The sequence below is a fragment of the Amycolatopsis sp. cmx-11-12 genome (assembly GCF_046269425.1).
In the GTDB taxonomy this organism is placed as follows: Bacteria; Actinomycetota; Actinomycetes; order Mycobacteriales; family Pseudonocardiaceae; genus Amycolatopsis.
Window position 1 is genome coordinate 194863 of sequence record NZ_JADNQM010000005.1, and the last position, 18639, is coordinate 213501.

Here is an 18639-nt window from a genome sequence, read left to right on the forward strand (position 1 = left end):
TGTCAACACTTAGGGTTTCGTGTCACGCTCGCGCTCCTCTTGTTCGACGACTAGCGCGGCGTCGGCGAGCTTGTCCAGTGCGCGTTCGAGGACCTCGGCTTCGGTGGAGGTCAGGATGCCGAGGAAGGCGGCGTCGCGCTCGTTCGCCGCGACGATGAGACCCCGGTAGACGGTGAGGCCGTCCTCGGTCAGCGCCAGGCGGGAGGTGCGGCCCGAAGCGGCCGTGCGGTTCACCAAGCCGCGCTCGACCAGCTTTGCCACGACCCTGCTCATCTGCGCTTTGTCCAGGCCCGCCCGGCGGGCGAGCCGGTTGAGGGTGAGCGTCGGGTCCGCGGCGATGAGGGCGATCGCCCGCCATTCGCCGAGGCTAACGTCGAACTCCCGGCGGTAGCGCAACGCCGCAGAACGCGACAGGGCGGCCGACGTGCGGGAGAGTCGGTAGGACAGCAGCTGGGAGATCGGGACGAGCTCGTGTCCGTCCGGACGTTCGGTCATGCCGCGCATCCTACCCATCTAAATCCCGGTGTTGACAGTATCAACACCCGGGCGCATGCTCACGTGGTCCCCGCCGCCGACAAGGGAGTCGAAGACCGTGGCCGATCCCAGCCCAGCCACCGAACAATCCGCCGTACCGGTCGACCGCCCCGCCACCTACCGGGTGATCGCGCTGCGGATCATGCCCCTGCTCGTGATCTGCTACATCGTCAGCTTCATCGACCGGACCAACATCGGGATCGCGCAGGAGGGCCTCAAACGCGACCTCGGTTTCGGCCCCGCTGTCTACGGCCTCGGCGTGACGGTGTTCTTCGTCGGGTTCATCCTCTTCGAGGTTCCGAGCAACGCGCTGATGGCACGGATCGGAGCGCGGAAGTCCCTGGTGCGCATCATGGCCTCCTGGGGTGTCGTGACCGTGGCGACGATGTTCGTCCAGGACGAGTACACCTTCTATGTGGCGAGGTTCCTGCTCGGCGTCGCCGAGGCCGGGTTCTTTCCCGGGGCGTTGTTCTATCTGTCCCGCTGGTTCCCGTCCGCGCGCCGGACCCGGATGACCGCGATCTTCTTCATCGGGGTGCCGGTTTCCGGAATCGTGGGTTCGGTGGTCTCCGGCGGCATCATGCACACCCTCGGTGGGGTCGCCGGACTCGCGGACTGGCAATGGTTGTTCCTCATCGAGGGGATCCCACCGATCCTGCTCGCCGTCGCCGTACTGTTCTGGCTCGCCGACGAGCCCGAGCAGGTCCGCTGGCTCACTCCCGCGCAGAAGGCCGCGGTCCGCGCCGACCTCGACGCCGATCAGCGCCTCAAGGGCGGCGCGGGCGGCACCCGTACCCATATCGGGCTCCGCGCGGCATTGAGTGACCCCAAGGTCTGGATCCTCGGGCTGTGCGCGTGCGGCGCGTACACGCTCGCGAACGCGGTTTCCTTCTGGGCGCCCAGGATCATCGCCGACGCGGGCGTGGGCGACGTGCTGAACCTCGGCCTGTTCTCCGCCCTGCCGCCGCTGGCCGGGATCGTCGCCATGCTGATCGTCGGACGGCATTCCGACCGCACTCTCGAACGGCGCTGGCACGCCGCCACGGCATGGATCGTCGCGGCGCTCGCGATGTTCGCGATTTCCCTCGCCCACGGCAATGTCTTCGCGGTCGTGGTGCTGCTCGCCGTCCTCGCGGCGGCGCACTACTCGGGTCTGACGGTGTTCTACTCGATCCCGTCCATCTATCTTTCGGACCGCGCGGCGGCGACCGGGATCGCCGTCGTGACCTCGATGGGCTCCTTCGCGGCCGCCGCGTCGCCTTCCCTGCTCGGGTTCATCCAGTCCGCGACCGGGAGCCTCGCCCTCGGGCTGCAGATCAGCAGCGGGATCGTGCTGCTCGCGGTGGTCGTCCTTCTCGTCGGTGTACGGGCGGACGACCTCAAGGAGATCAAACCCAGCCGATCTTCTCGTAAAACGGAGTGATCCACGCCCGGAACCGCTCCCCGTGGACCTCCTGCGCGGCGGCCACCACGGCGTCCGGATCCTCGGCCGGTGCCAGGCCACGCTGCTGGAGCCACTCGACGAACTCGTCATGCGAGCCGCTGTGGTCGTCGTCTTCCTCACGGAAGTAGTACGCCGAGTCGTGGTCGACCATGATCTCGGCGTCGTAGCCCAGCAGCCGCAGGAAATCCTGGAAGTCGCGGGCGATGACGTGTTCACCGCCCTCGTCACCGAAGGCCACGACAGGCAGCAGGGCGAGGTCCGTCTCGTCAGAGGATCGCCAGAGCGCGTACATCGAGCCACTCCCGTTCGCCTGGGCGAAGGGAATCAACCGGGAAAGGAACTGCGGATCGTCCAGCTCCTTGGGGAAGTGGCGTTCCTTGTCGTCGTAGTCGTACAGCTCGAAGCCGTCGGCGAGGAAGTCGCTGGCCGAGTCGTAGAGGTCCTTCAGCTCGTTCAGGGCGGGGATGGGGGAGTACACGCGGCAACTATAAGTGACCCACGTCCTGGTGTACTTCCCTTGTTGAGGGTAGGTCAAAGGTGTCGTGTTCGGGCGCGCTGCCGGGCAGGGTCGCAACTATAACGGTCGACCGCATCACCCCATGCTACGAACGGCCGCCGGGTTGAACCGCGGGCCGACCGGGTACCTGATCTGTCATGTGGATGGCGCTGGTGACCCCGATGCTGATCATGGTGTTCGCCCTGATCATGGAACGCGTCGAAGTGACCGTCCCCAGCGGGAGACCGCGTCCTGAGCGATCATCGATCGCGGCCGGCGAGGGCTGAGGCGATCAGGGCGACAGCCGGGTCTTCGTCCTCGGCCAGCTGTCGCAGGACGCCCCGTGCCAGGGGGCCCGAAATCTCCGCCAGGGCTTGGATCACCCGAATCCGGATCGCGGAATCCTCGGTGTGCGCGGCGAGTTCGCCGGACAAAGCGGCCATGATCCGTTCCTCGAACCCGTGACTTTCCGCCAGAGCGCCCAGCACTTCCGCCGCTTCGACGTCGTTCGCGCCCTCGACCACCATGCCCACGAGGGTCGGCACGGCCGCGGTCGTGCCGACTCTGCCCAAGGCCAGCGCGGCGGGCCGTCGCACTCTCGCGTCGGAGTCTTCGAGCGCCTCCGTGAGGGCCGCCACCGCTTCCTCGCCGGGCATCTCGGCGATCGTCAGGACCGCGCGCTGCCGGACGTCGACGTTCTCCGAACGCAGACCGGCCGCCACGCCGGCCACGCCGTCGCCACCTGCCCGCGCGAGAGCCCAGCGCAGGGCTCCGGCGACGTTCGGATCGGACTCGGTCAGGACCGCGTCGGCGAGCAGATCGGCGGGAACCGGGATGTCCTCGGCCGGGTTCAGGGCGGCTTGCTGGCGGTGCGCGGCATGGGGCGAACCGAGCCCCCGTAGAAGTTCCACGATGCGCAAGACGTCCTGCCAGTCCGACGGTGCCGAAGCACCGACCGTGCGAAGCCGTTCGAGCAGCTCCTGCTCCCGGCTCAAACGGTCTTCGGTCCGGCGGATGAGGTCGCCGACCAGCGCCGACGGCGTGAAGGCCGGATCCTCGAGGGCGCGCGAGATCTGGCGCAGCGACAGTCCCAGCGACCGCAGGCACTCCACGTGGAAGATCCGGCGGATGTCCTCGGTCGAATACTCCCGGTAGCCGCCGACGGTGCGACCGGTCGGCCGCACCAGCCCGAGGGAGTCGTAGTGGCGCAGCATCCGGGTGCTCACTCCCGAATGCCGTGCCACCTCACCGATCAGCATCCCGATCCTTCTGTCCGGTGCGGACCGAGCGCCACGATCCGTTTCGCCTCGTCGGCCGTCACGTCGAAACCGGCGTCGGGGTCGTGCAGGAGCCGTTCCGTGGCACGCGCGTGTGCGCGCACCGTCGGGTCACGATGCTCCAGCCCTTTCCGCAGAGCCGCCTCGCTCGCGTCCCCGAGCGCGACGAGTGCGCGGCTGAGGCTCAGCCGCCTGTTCCGGTCGCCACGTCCGAGCTGCGTGACCAGTTCCGCGGCCAGGCCGGCTCGTTCCCACTCCGGCACCAGGACGACGGCCGCGCGCCACGCACTGCGCGCGACCTCGTCGTCGGCGTCGTGCAGCAAGGACCGCGTTATCGCGGGCCAGGCGGCGCGGTCGCCGATCTTCGACAGCGTGTGCAACGCCTGACTCCGGGCTTGAGCAGGCTCGGAACGAAGCTCCGCGAGGAGCCTGGGCACCGTGACCCGCGGTGGGAGGCGGGTCAGGGCCCAGGTGAGCATGTCGCGGACGAAGAAGTCCGGCTCGACCGCGCATCGCGCGACGAGCGCGTCGACGAAGCCGGGGTCGGGCCGGGTCCCGGCCGCCAGGGCGGCTTTGAGCCGGGTCGACGAGTCCTCGGCGCTCAGCGCGTCGAGCAGTGGCCTGCTCGGTGAATCCGTGGTCGGGTTCATGGGAACCACCTCCTGCGATTCAGTGAAGACCTTGTCACGGTGTCAAGGTCAACTGCCATTCGGCCGTGACACCGATCTCTTTCCGGTGAATCCACTGTGGACGCCTTCACCGCGTGGTCCGAACGAGCCCGAGACGCGGTGTCATCGCCGCTTATAGGGTTCGGGGATGAGCCAGTCGATCTCGTTCACCGACCCCAATTTCAAGCTCGCCGTCGTCCAGGAGCTGATGTACAACCAGGACCTCCTGCCGAAGTTCGACCTGCGGCAGTTCGCCGCCGAGCAGGGCTTCACTTTCGATGGCGGGAGCGTCGAGGCGGTACCTGAGGCTCTGGCCTACTTCGAGGCGCTCGAGGTCCCCGTCGAGCTCGCGGACAAGATCATCGAGATCGAGATGGACGGCGGCAACGAGATCTACCTCGAGATCGCGCCGAACTGGGACGGCGAGGACGGGCTGTTCGACGTCGACGAGTTCGCCGACTTGCGGCACTTCCCGAACCTGAAGTCGATGACGCTGTTCTACACGGGCAACGAGGAGGCGCTCGAGACGCTGCGTGCTCGCGGCATCGAGGCAGACTGGCTCTGACCTGGCCGCCCAGCCGAGTTGAGCTAGCGGAGCGGGAAGTCGGCTCCGTGTTCCTCCTTCGGGCGCGGGCCGTGGATGCGCCGCTCGGTCTCGGGGAAGGCGACGTCGTTGATGCTCGCCTCACGGCGGCTCATGAGACCGTGCTCGTCGAACTCCCACAGTTCGTTTCCGTAGCTGCGCCACCACTGTCCGGTCTGGTCGTGCCATTCGTACTGGAACCGGACGGCGATCCGGTCCTCGGTGAACGCCCACAGGTTCTTGCGCAGCGCGTAGTCCAGTTCCCGCTCCCACTTCCCGGTCAGGAACGTGACGATCTCCTCTCGGCCGTGGACGAACGTGTCCCGGTTGCGCCATACCGAATCCGGCGTGTACGCCGACGCCACCCGACGGGGATCGCGGGTATTCCAGGCGTCCTCGGCCGCTTGGACCTTCCGCAGCGCCGTCTCTCGGGTGAACGGCGGGTAGGGCGGGCGATCTTCCGGCATCGTCGACCTCCTCAGGTGGAGAACGTGCGTTCTCCGTGTCTGGCGCCTACGATAGGGAACGTTCGTTCTCAACGTCAAGGAGTTTCGATGCCCGCCGCCGTCACCGACGAGCAGAACCGCTTGGATCGCGAGACCCTGCTCGACGCCGCCGAGAATCTCTTCTACGAGAACGGCATCCAGGCGGTCGGCATGGACCAGGTCCGCGCGGCGTCCGGCCTCTCGCTGAAGCGGATCTACCGGTTCTTCGAAACCAAGGAAGCCCTCGTGGTGGCGATGCTCAAACGTCGTGATCAGCGCTGGCGGGGCAGCCTGGCGGCCTATGTGGACCAGGTCGTGGATCCCCGTGAGCGGGTGCTCTCGATCTTCGACTGGCTCGCCGAATGGTTCGCCGAACCCGGTTTTCGCGGCTGCGCTTGGATCAACGCCCACGGCGAATTCGGCCCCTCGTCCGCGGCGGTTCTGGCCGAAGTGCGGGCACACAAACGGGCGTTCCACGAGCAGATCGAGACCTGGGTGCTGGCCGCCGGGGCGACGGTGACCGAACCGGTCTACCTGCTCGCCGAAGGAGCCGTCGTGACGGCGGGCATCAACGGCGACCCGGCGCCCGCACGTCAGGCGCGCGAGGCCGTCGCGGCACTGCTCGGGAGTTCGCACGGTGATGTCACCGGGGTTTGAGTCTGCCGCCACCGTGGTACTGACGGAGTCCATCGCTTTTCCGTTTTGGAGGCTGTCAGTGCAAATCCAAGTCAACACCGATCACAAGATCCCCGGTGGCGAACGACTGGCCACCTATGTGACCACCGACCTGGAGAACAGCCTGTCCCGGTTCGGTGGATGGTTGACCCGGGTGGAGGTGCACCTCAGCGAAGACGGCGGCGGCAAACCGGAGGACAAGAAGTGCGTGATCGAAGCGCGGCCCGGTGGTAAACAACCGGTCGCGGTCACCCACCATGCGAGCACTGTGGACGATGCCTACGCCGGGGCGGCGCACAAACTGGTGCGGCTGCTGGATTCCCGGCACAGCCGCGCCCACGACCACAAGGGCAGCGACAGCATCCGTCACATGCCAGGGCCGGAGGACCCGGAGCAGGTCGGTGCGATCGAGGACGAGTCCGCTGATCGGATCGAGGCGGAGCGGAACCCCCAAGCGACGTGATCGCGTGAAGTGCAACCCCGCGAAGGAATCCTTCCCTTGACCGTCCATAAAGGACAGTGGTTGTGTCGAAATGTCTGATTGCCTGTATTGCCGGGTCTGTGAGGGCCCTCAAGGCGGGGGACCGTGGCCGTCTCGGTCGCGGACGCCCCTTCGGCGCGAACCAAGGTCGTGAAGGCCTCCTTGCCTACCTTGAGGGTAAGCAAGGAGGCCTTCACGGAATCAACCGCCTAGTCTCGCCGACCGGCGGAACATGATGAGTGCCGGTTCGCCGGATTCGACCGGGCCGCACTCTCCTGCGCCAGCGCGTCCGCGGCTGACCGTTCAGTGGCCTGGGCGGCGTAGCCCGTCCAGTACGAGGGTGATGACACCGTCGGCCTCGGCCCGCCAATCGGGACGGTCATGTGCTGCACCGATGCCATGCAGTGCCATCATGACCGTGCCGGAACCCACGTCGTCGCGGACGGTGCCGTCCCGCTTGGCGGCAGCCACCAGGTCGGCGACGGCCTGCTCCATCGCTCGGCCGCCCTCGGCGAGTGCACCCGAGCCGGCGGCCATGAGCGTGGCCAGCGTCCGGGCTAGCCCCTGGTGGGCGTCCATGTAGTCGACCATTTCGCGCAGGAAAGTCGCCAGCGCCTCCGCCGCGGGCAGGGTGGCCCGCAACTGGCCCGCGCGGTCGCACAGCGTGGCGACCACCTGGTGATAGACCGCTTCGGCCAACGCCTCCCGGGTGGGGAAGTGGCGGTAGAGCGTGCCCGTGCCGACACCGGCCAGGCGGGCGAAGTCATCGAAGCGCAGGTCGAAGAAGTCGCCGGTGTCGAAGACCTCGCGGGCCGCGGCGAGCAGGGCCTCGCGTTTGCGTCGGGCGTCGGCCCGCAACGGCTTGGGGGCGGTCATGCGCTACCTCGCGGTTGACAAGTGGAGATTATCTCCATATTTTCGAAAAGTGGAGATGACCTCCAGATCGATCGTACTCCACGAGGTGCAAACGTGAAGATCCTGATGTTCGGCCGAGGCGTGATCGCCACCATCTATGGCTGGGTCCTGGAACGGGCCGGGCACGAAGTCGAGTTCTACGTCCGGCCGGGCCGCGCCGCGGCGTACGGGGACACTGTCGACCTCGATTTGCTCGATGCGCGGCGCCGACCGTGGGGGCAGCGCGTCGTCGAGGAGTGGCCGGTGCGCTACCGCGAGGCGCTGGAGCCAGACCACGACTTCGACCTGATAGTGCTCAGCGTGCAGCACCACCGCCTCGAGGAGGCGGCGGCCTTCCTGGCACCGCGCGTCGGCCAAGCCACGGTGCTGGTCTTCGGCAACATCTGGGCCGAGCCGCTGGCCGCGATCGGCGCTCTTCCCGTCGACCAGGTCGCCTGGGGCTTCCCCCAAGCAGGCGGCGGCTTCGGCGAGGACGGCGTCCTCCGCGGGTCACTGTTTCCGATGGCCATCTTCGGCACCCTCGGCCAGTCTTTGAGTGACCGTGAGCGGGCCGTGCGCGAAGTGTTTCGCGAGGCCGGGTTCCGGCTCCGGGAGCGACCGGACTTCCGCGGCTGGCTGTGGATCCATTTCGTGGCGGACGCGGGCGTGCATTCGCAGGGCCTGCGGTTGGGATCGTTGGCCAAGCTGGCCGGAGCAAGGGGCGACTTGCGCGAGGCGCTGCTGACCAGCCGTGAACTTCTGCCGCTTCTTGAGGCGCGGGGCCTGGATCTTCGACGTCACCGGGGCGGCGGGCTGCTGTTCCGTGCGCCCACCTGGCTGACGGCCGCCGTGCTCGCCTGGCTGACCGTTCATGTCGCGGTGGTGTGCGTGAGTTTTACGGCGCACTCCGACCCCGAGGCCGAGGAGCCTCGTGAGGTCTGCCGGGACACCCTCGCTGAAGCGCGACGATTGGGCATCGCGGTGCCGCGATTGGAAGCGGCGGAACCGAACTTCGCCCGTGAGGGAGTCTGAATCCACGGGCGGTTGGCGGAACTGTGTTGTGCTGAATGGCCGTCGATGGAGCACGTTGCCACAGCGGACAATGAGAACGTCACTGAATTGAGCCCAGGAATCGCGAAAGGACATCCTTGTCGTGAAACTGCTCCGCAACTTTGCGATTATCGTAGCCATGTTCGCACTGTTCCTGTCGATCTCGGCTTCCGCTCAAGGGAAGACCGAGTCGGGGCTGCAAGAAATCCAGGCCGTCGACGGCCGGCAGCGTGGTCAGGATTCAGCCGATCCGGCGGGAATCGGAGCCGGCGTCTACGCCAAGTTCAACCTGCTCTCGCTCTTCCAGTGCCCTTACACCAATTGTAACCAGGGGTGGGTCAACGAGGGCTTTCCCTTGCCTGCCGACGACGTGGCGGCCATCTGCCAGTACCCGGGGTGGAAGAGTCCTCGCGGCAACAACTGGGTGCTCCTCCTCAGTCATCAGAACAACCACGTGGGCTTCGCGGACATCGGCGATGTCGTCGCACAGAACGGTAGCTTCAGCCCGCCGGCGTGTTGAGGCCGTGGTCAGCTTTCGGTCTTGACGTACCGGTGCACGTTTCCGCCGCGGTGCGTGCGGAAATTATTGAGGGGTAAGGCAAGCGTGGCGGGTGCGCGCGTTCACCTGGCCTTCAAAACACGGGAAACGTCCGGCGGTCGGCTGTCGATCCATGTCGGCGCGGCCTTGCTCGGACACGTGAACTTGCAAATCACGCAAGGCTACTTTGCGGAGTTCGAGCGGACGTCCATATCGAACAGATTGTCGGCATGAGCACGCGTGCTTGACCGAAATGCTCTCGAGGCGGTTCATCGACAAGCGCGCCGACGTCCTGCGGCCGGCCCGGATCACCCGACAGGTCAATCTCGGCTGTGCAGGAGGGGATTTCGGCAGCGTGGGCTAGCGCATCAGGCAAGGGGGCTCTCACAGTACCTGTATCACCAGGGTCTCCCAGGCGTCCAGGATGCCTGTCAACCTGTTTAAGTCGGCGCCCTGGACGAAAGCGCCGACAACACTTGATGGACACGCACAGCTGTACCGGACGCGCGACCGCGTCAGGACATGCTTGCCATGACAAAATGATGGAGACCAATGGCGAACAACCAGTTCACCACTCACACAGACCTTTTCGATTTGAGTGGGAAGTATGCACTTGTCACTGGCGGCACCAGGGGCATTGGGATGATGATCGCGCGCGGCCTTCTGCAGGCGGGCGCCCGCGTCGTCGTCAGCTCACGCAAGGCAGACGCGTGCGCGGAGGCTCAGCGTCTACTGTCCGAATTCGGCGACGTTCAAGCAATCCCCGCCGACCTGTCGAGGTACGACGAGTGTCAGCGCCTCGCTGATCTGGTCAAGGCCGACTCGGAACGCCTGGACATCCTCGTCAACAACGCGGGAGCGATGTGGCGCGAGCCGCTGGAGACGTTCCCGGCCGAGGCATGGGACGCAGTGATCGACCTCAACCTCAAGTCGCCGTTCTGGCTGGTGCAGGCGCTGCTGCCCGCACTGCGCGGGGCGGGCACCGCCGATGATCCCGCGCGGATCATCAACATCGGCAGTATCGCCGCCATCCACGTCGCCGAGGCGCCCAACTACTCGTACGCCAGCAGCAAAGCGGCACTCCATCAACTCACCAGGGTGCTTGCCAGGGAGCTGGGCCCACAGCACGTCACGGTGAACGCGGTAGCCCCAGGAGTGTTCCCGTCGCAGATGATGGCGGCCACGATCGATGCCGTCGGCGACACGATCGCGGCGAAGGCCCCTCTGCGCAGGCTCGGCCGTGACGACGACATGGCGGGCATCGCCGTGTTCCTCGCTAGCCGGGCCGGGTCTTACCTCACGGGCACCATCATCCCGGTCGACGGCGGCACCGCCACGACCGCATCAGGTACCTAGTGTCGCGTGATCCTGCAGGTCTTACCCGTGACTGGACGGAGATCTCGCGTGATTGGACGGAGATCTCGCGAGATCTCCGTCCGAGGAACGAAACCCGACATCAAGCAAGCAGGATCACGCGACACTAGGCGTGTCGGACAAGTCTTGGTCTAGTGCTCACCGGCTCGGACGGACCCTGGAGCCGACCGGAGCAGGTCATGTGCCGATGCTCAACGCGGGCTGCGCCGGCTCCGGTAGGCCGCGACGCTGGCCCGGTGTGCGCAGGTTCGGGTGCAGAACTGCTTCGAGCCGTTGCGCGAGAGGTCCACGAAAGTGCCTCGGCAGTTCTGTCCGGCACATACGCCGAGACGGGTCGGGCCGAGCGTGGCGATCACGCCGGCCAGTGCGCTGAGCGTGGTCGCGGCCAGGTGTGCCGCGCAGCGGTCGGTGTCGGAGGTGACCTCGGTCCACCAGCGGTCGTGGTCGTGGCGCAGCGCCGGGGTGGCGCGGCTGCGACGCAGGCCGTCATTGATCAGGATCGCAATTCCGGCCGCGTCGGTGTTCGCTCGTTCGAGCACGGCACGCACCGTCTCGCGTAACGCGCGGACCTCTGCCAGGTCGGCGCGGGTGAGCCGCGGTAGACCGCTCACTTGGTCCGCGGCCGAACTCGGAGGTCCGGCCGGGGGATGGTTGTCGAGGAAGCCCCGGAGCTGCTCCACGGTCTCGAGCGCGTCCTCTTCCTTGATTGGCTTCAAGGTGTTGGCGAGGTCGACGGCCGTCTGGACCGCCGACTCGGTGTAACACGCATCGAGCATTTGACGTATCTCCTTCGCGTTCCTATGGTGACATCCATAGTAGCTGTCACATGTCACCACTGGCCCGGAGGAGACGACGATGCCGCAGACGATCCCCTCGGGTGGAGCCCTCAGCGGCGGATTGGACCACGCCCCGGACGGGCGCCGGCTGGGGCTGGCCCTGGGAATGCTGGTGCTGCCGCAGTATGTGGCACTGGGAGCACCGTCGGTGGCGCTGCCTGCCATCGGCCGCGCACTCGCGGTGCCGTTCGGTGCCACGGCCTGGATTCTCGCCGCGTGGTCGCTGACCTCCGCGCTCGCGATGCCGGTCGCGGGCCGGCTGATGGCCCGGTGGAGCCCCTTCCGGGTACTCGTCGCCGGGGTCGTGGTGCTCGCCGCGGGCTCGGCGCTCGCAGGCGCCGGCCCGACGCTGCCGGTCGTGATCGCCGGTCGGCTGATCGGTGGAGCCGGGGCGGGTGCGACCGTGATCTCCGTCTTTGCCACGGTCACCTCCCTTCCTGGGCGGGAACGGACCCGCGCGCTGGGGATCATCGCGGCCGCCAGCGCGACGGCGTCGGCGTGCGGGACCCTGTTGGGCGGGGCGCTGACCGCATGGTTGGGGTGGCGTGCCGTGCTCGCCTTCCCGGTCGTCGCACTGCCCCTCCTGCTGGTCACTTTGGCGGGTAGGCGCTCGTTCACGCGAATCGGTGGCGGTGAGGGGGACGGCTCGGCCGAGAAGCTCGACATCGTCGGCGCGGCCGTGCTCTCGGTGCTCGCCGGATCGTTGATCACGTTGCTGCAGGTGCACTCGATCGGCCTGTCCACTCCGGTCACGCTGGTCGTGGCTGCCGCCGGTGCGCTCGCCGCAGTGGGACTGTGGTGGCGCGTGCGGCGCACGCCCGACGGGTTCGTACCCCGGCGGGTGATCGCGGCTCGCGGCTTCCTGCCGGCCGGCCTCATCGGCGCGACGGTCTTCGCCGGCTACTACGGGGTGCTGTTCCTCGCCCCGTCCCTGATCGAGCAGGCCACGGGCGGTGGCGCCCTCGAAGCGGGCGCGCTCTTGGTCCCGGCCGCCGCCTGCTCGGTGCTGGCCGGGCGCCTGGTCGGTGCCTTGACCGATCGGTTCACCGGTTGGCAAGTGTCGGCCGGGCTCGCTGCCCTCACCGTCGCCGGCGTGCTCGTGGTCGCGGTCTTCGCCGGGCCGGTCCCGGTTGTCGTCGGCGCGGCGCTGACCGTGTGCGGGTTCACCGGCGCCCAGGCCGTCCTGGTGGGCCTCGCCCCGGAACTGGTCGCCACGCACGACCGCGACACCGCACAAGGTTTGCTCAACTTCATGATCTTCCTGGGTGGCGGGATCGGTCCGGCCGCTGTCGCGGGCCTGTCCGGCATCGTGCCGGTGCCGGTGGCCCTCGCCGTGCTCGCGGCACTCCCGCTGGCCGGACTCGTCCTCAGCCTGACCCGGCGCCCTGGCGCCGGCCACCAACCCTGAAATGTCCCGCTGGGAAAGGAGTCCCGCTGTGGCTGCCGAGCCGTTTGAGGCCAGCATCACCGAAGCCGAGATCGCGGATCTGCGTGAACGGTTGCGACGGACACGGTGGCCCGAGCCCGAGCCGGTCGACGACTGGTCACAGGGGTTGCCGCTGGCCTATGCGCAGGAGCTGTGCCGCAGCTGGGCCGAGGACTACGACTTCGGGTTCGCCGAGCGGCTGAACGTGTTCCCGCAGTACCGCGACACCGTCGACGGGCTGGGCATCCACTTCCTGCACGTCCGCTCGCCGGAGCCGGACGCGTTCCCGCTCGTGCTCACGCACGGGTGGCCGGGATCGGTGCTCGAGTTCCTGGACGTCCTCGGTCCGCTGACCGACCCGCGCGCGCACGGCGGAGACCCGGCGGACGCATTCCACGTGGTCGCGCCGTCGTTGCCCGGATACGGCTGGAGCGACAAGCCGTCGACGACCGGGTGGGGCATCACTCGCACCGCGCGCGCCTGGGACACGTTGATGGTCTCGCTGGGTTACGAACGGTACGGCGCGCAGGGCGGTGACTGGGGTTCGGCGGTGTCCGGCGCGCTGGGCGAGGTGGCACCCGAGCGGGTCGCCGGCGTGCACCTGAATCTGGGATCCGTCGCGGCGGGTGCGTTCGACGACCCGACGCCCGCGGAGCTGGCGAACCTCGAGGCCGAGAAGGAGTTCCAGCGCACCGGCCGGGGGTACTCGGCGCTCCAGGCGACCCGGCCGCAGACGCTCGGCTACGGCCTCACCGACTCCCCGGCGGGGCAGGCCGCCTGGATCGCCGAGAAGTTCTGGGCCTGGACTGACCACAACGGCGACCTCGAGGACGCGGTGTCGCGGCAGAAGCTCCTCGACGAGATCTCGGTCTACTGGTTCACCGCGTCGGCCACGTCGTCGGCGCGCCTGTACTGGGAGAGCTTCGCCAACTTCCGCGACAAGGTCACGGCGCCGTCCGGGCTGGCGGTCTACCCGCGCGACATAACCCGCCCCTCGCGCCGGGAGGCCGAGCTGCGGTTCACCGACCTGCGCTCGTTCGAGGAACTACCGCGAGGCGGCCACTTCGCCGCGCTAGAGCAGCCGAAGTCGCTGGTCGAGCAGGTGCGCGGGTTCTTTCGCCTCTTCCGCTGACGGTCCGCGGGCGCTCACTCCTCGATGGCGATCTTCGGGCGTCCGCATCCCGGTCGACGGAGGCATTGCGTGTGGGGGGTACGAGCAGAACCTCCCTTCGCCTGCGGACAGGACCTATGGTGAAGGGGTGGCCATGATCGATCTGCGCACCGAGATCAAGGAATTCCTGAGCTCGCGTCGCGCGCGGATCGCGCCCGAGCGGGCCGGACTGCCCGCCTACGGCCGCAACCGCCGGGTCAAAGGTCTGCGTCGCGAAGAGGTAGCTCTACTGGCAGGGGTATCGGTCGACTACTACGTGCGTATGGAGCGCGGCAGTCTCGCCGGCGCCTCCGACGGAGTGCTCGACGCGCTGGCCTCCGCCTTGCAACTTGACGAGGCCGAGCGCGATCACCTCTTCCACCTTGCACGGCAGTCCAGGGCGCCCGGCGGTCCACGCCGCCGGCGACCCGCCGCGACGGTGCGTCCGGCGCTTCAGCAGGTACTCGACGCCATCACCGATGCACCGGCGTGGATTTGCAACGGCCGTTATGACGTGCTGGCCATGAATCACCTTGCCCGCGCGCTGTATTCACCGGTGCTGGCCGACACGCGACGGCCGGCGAACACCGCGCGGTTCGTGTATCTGGATCCCGAAGCGGCAAAAACGTTCTTCGTCGACTATGACCGAATCGTCTGCGATGTGGCCGCGAAGCTACGCATGGAAGCCGGCCGCAATCCACACGACGAGGAGCTGATCGCCCTGGTCGGTGAATTATCGACACGCAGTGAACTGTTTCGGCAGCGGTGGGCATCTCAGGACGTTCGGCTCCACCGGTCCGGACGCAAACGTATGCACCATCCGGTAGTGGGCCAGCTCGACCTGGACGTCGAGTCGATGGAGCTGCCTGCCGAACCCGGCCTGCTCCTGACCGTCTACACCGCGCCCGCCGGCACGGTGACCGCGGACGGTCTGGCTCTATTGGCGTCGTGGGCGGCTAGCCAGGAGAGGCTAGCGACCGTGATTCAAGCACTCAGCTGAAATTTCGACCTTTTCAGTCCGTCTGAGTGAGTTTTGTTGCTGCGGGGAAGGTTGAGCGGGGAAGAATTGAGACGTTGAACGTCCTGAATCTTCCCCGCTCGGCTGTGCTGGGGGTGGTTCGATACCGGTCTCCCTGACGAAGCCACTCCCGCCGCCACGCCACCATTGCCTTTCCCCAACAGTTCTGGAGTTGCGCGCTGCTCGCGATGCATCTGGCCGCGCCGCGGTGGTGGGGGACGGCGCGTCGGCCGGGACCGTGGGATTCCGTGGTGGCACCGGGTCGATCCGCCGGTCGGCGTCGCCGTGATTGGGCCAGTAGGACATGGCCCGTTCCGCCTGCGCGGTGATGGTCAGGGACGGGGTGTCGCCGAGATGGTCGATCCGTCGACGATGTGCAGGCCGTCGTATCCGTGCACCGGTGGTACGGGTCGATGACGCCGCTGCCCGGGCCCCGGCCCGGAGACCCGTTTGTGGCGGCCGGTGCGGGTGCGTTGGCCGGACACGGTGATGGAGTTGTCGAGCGTCTGCATCACCAGCAGGATGATCGTGCGCTCGGACCAGTGCCGGGGCAGCGACAGGGCGTTGCTGCCTTTGCCGTAGCGGCACGGTTCGACATGGGTTGCGGTCGAGGGTGTTCTTGGCAGTCGTGGTCGTGAGTGGCGAGTGTTCCACGAATTGATCGGGCTCACGAAAAGGGCGAATACTCTATCTCGACAGAGTGCGGTGTCAAGTCGGTTTCCCCTGATGAAACAGGCGTGGCATTTCGCGGTGAAGTACTGACGGTTGTCGTGGCTGGTGAGCGGCTCATTCGGGTGTTCTTGCGGCGACCGTGTGTGCCGGCGCTGTTCTTCCCGGCGGCGACCGTGGTCCTGTGTCGCGATAGCCGCATTCGCAATCCGCGCCGTCGTGAACGTGGTGATCGCAACCGTTGCCAGGCCTGGCTTAGCGCGGAGTTCGGCTGGGGCGCACTGGTCCGATCGGGTGTTCTCGGGATCGAGCGGGCGCATAGTTGACTGAACAATTTCAGTCAATACGCCATTTTGGTGGGAAGGGTCGAAGTGAATGCCTTCGATCAAGCGATCGAATTCTGCAAGTCATGTGATGCATATCACTTGCAGTGAACACGGTGCACCGTGTTGAATCGATTTCAGGTGTCAGCCTGAGTTGTGAAGTCAATTCGTGTCTTCGGCCGCCACCTTTGCCAGACGAAGAATTCGTGGCAACTGGGGTTTCATAGTTTTGTGTCTGTCCAATGGCGCGATCGGCCACCTGCGGAACTCTGGCCGCGTGGTGGGTGACACCGGCGTCACCTGGCCCTCGAACGAACAAGCTCGCCGATCCGTGGACGATCGCGGGCCGTGTTGCGCCATCACATCCGAGGGGGGACGTGATGCATTTCAGGATGCTCGGTCCGTTAGAGGTTCTCGTCGACGAGCGGCAGGTCGCGCTCGGCGGGATCAAACAACGCGGCACACTCGGCTTCCTGCTGCTCAACGCCAACCGGGTGGCCGCGACGAGTCAGCTCATGAAGGCTTTGTGGCCGGTCGAGACGCCGATGTCGGCACGCAAGATCCTGCAGAACGCGGTGTGGGGCCTGCGGAGTCTGCTCACACCCGGCGTTCGCGATCTCCGTGAGCCGGAGTTGCTGACGCAGGCGCCGGGATACATGTTGCGGGTCGATCCGGAAGCGGTGGACCTCTACCGGTTCCAGCGGATGGTCGCGGCGGGCCGGGTCGGTTTGGCGAGCGGCAACGCCGAACAGGCCAGCGCGGTCCTGCGTGACGCGCTCGCGCTGTGGCGCGGCCCCGCGCTGGCCGATCTCGTGGAGGCCGGGGCGGCCTGGCCGGAACTGACCGCCGTGCAGAACGCCCGGCTGGACGCGCTGGAGGAGTACTTCGACGCCGAGCTCGGATGCGGCCGCCACCATGAGATCTTGCGTGAGCTTGAGACGACGGTCGAGACGGAACCCTTGCGTGAGCGTGCCTGCGGTCAGCTGATGCGGGCGCTCTACCTGTGCGGACGGCAGGCGGACGCGCTGAGTGTCTACGCCAGGGTCCGCACCCAGCTGATCGACGAACTCGGTCTGGAGCCGGGCCGGAAGCTGCAGGTGCTCCAGCATTCCATCCTGACGCACGACCCGTCGCTCGGCTCGACCGGACTGGTGCTGCCCGACAGCAGGGAGCGCGTCGAAGTGGCGGTCGACAGGAGGCCGGAGCCGGTGCTCGCCGATGAACCCGAGCCGCCGGAGAACCCCGACGCCACCGAACGGCAGCCGGTCAGCGTGATCGTGGTGCGCACGCAACTCAGCCCGCAGGGTTCGGAGGTCGCGCCGGAGGACGTCGACGAGGCCTTCGAGTGCATGTCCGCGACCATCCGTGAGGAAGCCGAGGCACGCGGTGGCGTGGTGGTCGCGTCGTTCGGGTCCATCTCGATGGCGGTCTTCGGTCCCGCGGACGCTTCGGACACCGCGGTGCGAGCCGTCAAGACGGCGATCGCGGTTCGGGAAAGACTGCGGGTCTCCGCCATGCTGGCGGCGCGCACCACGCCGGTGGTCCGCGGCCTGGCGGTGCACGCCGCCGTCGCGACGGGCAAGGCGAGGGTGCGCTACCAGAACGGCGAGACCGATACGCCGACGGTGGTCAACGGCGCTCTGCTCGACCAATGCCAGGCGATGCTCAACGACGTCCCGGATGACGAGATCCTGGTCTGCGACAACACCCGCCTGTCCACCCAGTCCGTGGTCAATTACCACCCGATGACCGATGTGCGGGCAGGCTGGCAGGTCGGTGAACCGTGGCCGGAGTACCTGGGTTACCAGGACGTGGTGCCGCTCGTGGACCGGGACAGCGAACTGGACCTGTTGCGGGGAGTGCTGAACCGGGCCATTCACCGCAACCGCTGCCATATGGTGACGGTGATCGGCGACCCGGGGATCGGGAAGACCCGGCTGGTGCGGGAATTCGCCAAGCGGTACGGCGGGCCGCAGGGGATGGCCCGGTTCCTCATCGGGCGTTCGTCACTGGGGCCGGGCGGCAGCCCGCTGGCCGTACAGGCGGACATCCTCGCGGGCTATTGCGGGGTCCGGCCCGGCGACGACCGGTCGTCGGTCCGGGAGAAGGTGCAGGCCGCGCTTCAGCAACTCGCCCTCGACGACGGCGAGGTCCAATGGCTGATGTCCGGTCTGGTGCCGCTCGCCGAACTGGCGGCGGGCGGCGACAACAGCAGGGTCGCGAGTTCCGGCGACGCGGCCGACACCTTGCAGATGTGGCAGCGGTTTCTCGCGCTGGTCGCGCAGGACACCCCGCTCGTGGTCGTGGTGGAAGACCTGCACCGGTGCGACCGGACCATTCGTCAATGGGTACGGCGGCTGGCCCAGCCCACCCAGCAGGGCGTGCCGATGATGATCGTCGCCACCGCCCTGCCGGAACTGCTCGGGCTCAACCCGGACTGGGGGAGTGGCGCGCAAAGCGTGACGATCAAGCTCGAACCGCTGTCCGACGACGCCATCGACAAGCTGGCGGAATCGCTCACCGACATGATGGACAGCGAACTCGAACGGCTGGTGAGCGGCTACTGCGGCCACCAGTACGGCGAGGCGGGACCGGTGGCGGACAACCGCCGCGAGTACCTCAGATTGCTGCTCGGCCACGGCGCCAAGCAGACCTTCGACGAAGAGGAACCGAAGGTGCCCGCGCCGCGGCGGTGAACGGACAACCGTGGCAGGGGCG

At 67.4% G+C, this 18639-nt stretch carries 19 protein-coding genes; 11 read left to right on the forward strand and 8 right to left on the reverse strand.

Translation table 11 applies throughout. The features are described from left to right. Nucleotides 1-9: 9 nt before the first annotated feature. Entirely contained in the window at nucleotides 10-495 is a 486-nt protein-coding gene (locus tag ACLARN_RS09220; RefSeq protein WP_409490887.1) for a MarR family winged helix-turn-helix transcriptional regulator, read from the reverse strand. Between the two features lie 97 nt (nucleotides 496-592). Between ACLARN_RS09220 and ACLARN_RS09225 the strand changes: the two genes are divergently transcribed. After that, the gene (locus ACLARN_RS09225; RefSeq protein WP_409490888.1) at nucleotides 593-1957 is read left to right on the forward strand and encodes an MFS transporter; all 1365 of its coding nucleotides are present in this window, start codon (nucleotides 593-595) and stop codon (nucleotides 1955-1957) included. On the opposite strand, the gene ACLARN_RS09230 is transcribed toward ACLARN_RS09225, so the two are convergent. The 3 genes from ACLARN_RS09230 to ACLARN_RS09240 form a co-directional block, all read right to left on the reverse strand. After that, nucleotides 1923-2456: a hypothetical protein gene (locus tag ACLARN_RS09230; protein ID WP_409490889.1), complete on the reverse strand. Its 534-nt coding sequence runs from the start codon at nucleotides 2454-2456 to the stop codon at nucleotides 1923-1925. The two genes, ACLARN_RS09225 and ACLARN_RS09230, sit on opposite strands and share 35 nt — an antisense overlap. A gap of 278 nt (nucleotides 2457-2734) precedes the next feature. Continuing rightward, nucleotides 2735-3733, reverse strand: coding sequence for a HEAT repeat domain-containing protein (locus ACLARN_RS09235; RefSeq protein WP_409490890.1), 999 nt, complete (start codon nucleotides 3731-3733; stop codon nucleotides 2735-2737). Beyond that, on the reverse strand, nucleotides 3727-4401 hold the full coding sequence (locus tag ACLARN_RS09240) for a HEAT repeat domain-containing protein (RefSeq protein ID WP_409490891.1): 675 nt from the start codon (nucleotides 4399-4401) through the stop codon (nucleotides 3727-3729). The genes ACLARN_RS09235 and ACLARN_RS09240 overlap by 7 nt, the downstream gene beginning before the upstream one ends. Nucleotides 4402-4567: 166 nt before the next feature. Between ACLARN_RS09240 and ACLARN_RS09245 the strand changes: the two genes are divergently transcribed. Beyond that, nucleotides 4568-4984, forward strand: a complete 417-nt coding sequence (locus ACLARN_RS09245; protein ID WP_409490892.1) for a DUF6892 domain-containing protein — start codon at nucleotides 4568-4570, stop codon at nucleotides 4982-4984. A gap of 23 nt (nucleotides 4985-5007) precedes the next feature. Here ACLARN_RS09245 and ACLARN_RS09250 read toward each other — a convergent pair whose 3' ends face one another. Next, entirely contained in the window at nucleotides 5008-5469 is a 462-nt protein-coding gene (locus ACLARN_RS09250) for a nuclear transport factor 2 family protein (protein ID WP_409490893.1), read from the reverse strand. Nucleotides 5470-5556: 87 nt separating this feature from the next. Between ACLARN_RS09250 and ACLARN_RS09255 the strand changes: the two genes are divergently transcribed. Beyond that, nucleotides 5557-6144, forward strand: a complete 588-nt coding sequence (locus ACLARN_RS09255; protein ID WP_409490894.1) for a TetR/AcrR family transcriptional regulator — start codon at nucleotides 5557-5559, stop codon at nucleotides 6142-6144. 58 nt (nucleotides 6145-6202) lie between these two features. Continuing rightward, on the forward strand, nucleotides 6203-6625 hold the full coding sequence (locus tag ACLARN_RS09260) for an HPF/RaiA family ribosome-associated protein (RefSeq protein ID WP_409490895.1): 423 nt from the start codon (nucleotides 6203-6205) through the stop codon (nucleotides 6623-6625). 321 nt (nucleotides 6626-6946) lie between these two features. On the opposite strand, the gene ACLARN_RS09265 is transcribed toward ACLARN_RS09260, so the two are convergent. Further along, nucleotides 6947-7519 (reverse strand): TetR/AcrR family transcriptional regulator, encoded by a 573-nt coding sequence (locus tag ACLARN_RS09265; protein ID WP_409490896.1) that lies wholly within the window; start codon nucleotides 7517-7519, stop codon nucleotides 6947-6949. Between the two features lie 93 nt (nucleotides 7520-7612). Here ACLARN_RS09265 and ACLARN_RS09270 point away from each other — a divergent pair, with 93 nt between their 5' ends. The 3 genes from ACLARN_RS09270 (at nucleotide 7613) to ACLARN_RS09280 (ending at nucleotide 10481) form a co-directional block, all read left to right on the forward strand. Then, entirely contained in the window at nucleotides 7613-8569 is a 957-nt protein-coding gene (locus tag ACLARN_RS09270) for a ketopantoate reductase family protein (RefSeq protein ID WP_409490897.1), read from the forward strand. Nucleotides 8570-8690: 121 nt separating this feature from the next. After that, nucleotides 8691-9107 carry a hypothetical protein gene (locus ACLARN_RS09275; RefSeq protein WP_409490898.1) on the forward strand — a complete coding sequence of 139 codons (417 nt, stop codon included), beginning with the start codon at nucleotides 8691-8693 and terminating at the stop codon, nucleotides 9105-9107. Nucleotides 9108-9677: 570 nt separating this feature from the next. Next, nucleotides 9678-10481, forward strand: coding sequence for an SDR family oxidoreductase (locus ACLARN_RS09280; RefSeq protein WP_409490899.1), 804 nt, complete (start codon nucleotides 9678-9680; stop codon nucleotides 10479-10481). Nucleotides 10482-10690: 209 nt separating this feature from the next. On the opposite strand, the gene ACLARN_RS09285 is transcribed toward ACLARN_RS09280, so the two are convergent. Next, nucleotides 10691-11275 carry a CGNR zinc finger domain-containing protein gene (locus ACLARN_RS09285; protein WP_409490900.1) on the reverse strand — a complete coding sequence of 195 codons (585 nt, stop codon included), beginning with the start codon at nucleotides 11273-11275 and terminating at the stop codon, nucleotides 10691-10693. 79 nt (nucleotides 11276-11354) lie between these two features. Here ACLARN_RS09285 and ACLARN_RS09290 point away from each other — a divergent pair, with 79 nt between their 5' ends. The 3 genes from ACLARN_RS09290 (at nucleotide 11355) to ACLARN_RS09300 (ending at nucleotide 14911) form a co-directional block, all read left to right on the forward strand. Further along, complete coding sequence (locus ACLARN_RS09290; protein ID WP_409490901.1) at nucleotides 11355-12743, forward strand: MFS transporter; 1389 nt, start codon at nucleotides 11355-11357, stop codon at nucleotides 12741-12743. A 28-nt stretch (nucleotides 12744-12771) separates the two neighbouring features. Then, nucleotides 12772-13893, forward strand: a complete 1122-nt coding sequence (locus tag ACLARN_RS09295; protein ID WP_409490902.1) for an epoxide hydrolase family protein — start codon at nucleotides 12772-12774, stop codon at nucleotides 13891-13893. A gap of 127 nt (nucleotides 13894-14020) precedes the next feature. Beyond that, nucleotides 14021-14911 carry a helix-turn-helix transcriptional regulator gene (locus ACLARN_RS09300; protein ID WP_409490903.1) on the forward strand — a complete coding sequence of 297 codons (891 nt, stop codon included), beginning with the start codon at nucleotides 14021-14023 and terminating at the stop codon, nucleotides 14909-14911. Between the two features lie 350 nt (nucleotides 14912-15261). Here ACLARN_RS09300 and ACLARN_RS09305 read toward each other — a convergent pair whose 3' ends face one another. After that, entirely contained in the window at nucleotides 15262-15987 is a 726-nt protein-coding gene (locus tag ACLARN_RS09305) for a hypothetical protein (RefSeq protein ID WP_409490904.1), read from the reverse strand. A gap of 326 nt (nucleotides 15988-16313) precedes the next feature. Here ACLARN_RS09305 and ACLARN_RS09310 point away from each other — a divergent pair, with 326 nt between their 5' ends. Next, nucleotides 16314-18617 carry a BTAD domain-containing putative transcriptional regulator gene (locus ACLARN_RS09310; RefSeq protein WP_409490905.1) on the forward strand — a complete coding sequence of 768 codons (2304 nt, stop codon included), beginning with the start codon at nucleotides 16314-16316 and terminating at the stop codon, nucleotides 18615-18617. Nucleotides 18618-18639: the final 22 nt, after the last annotated feature.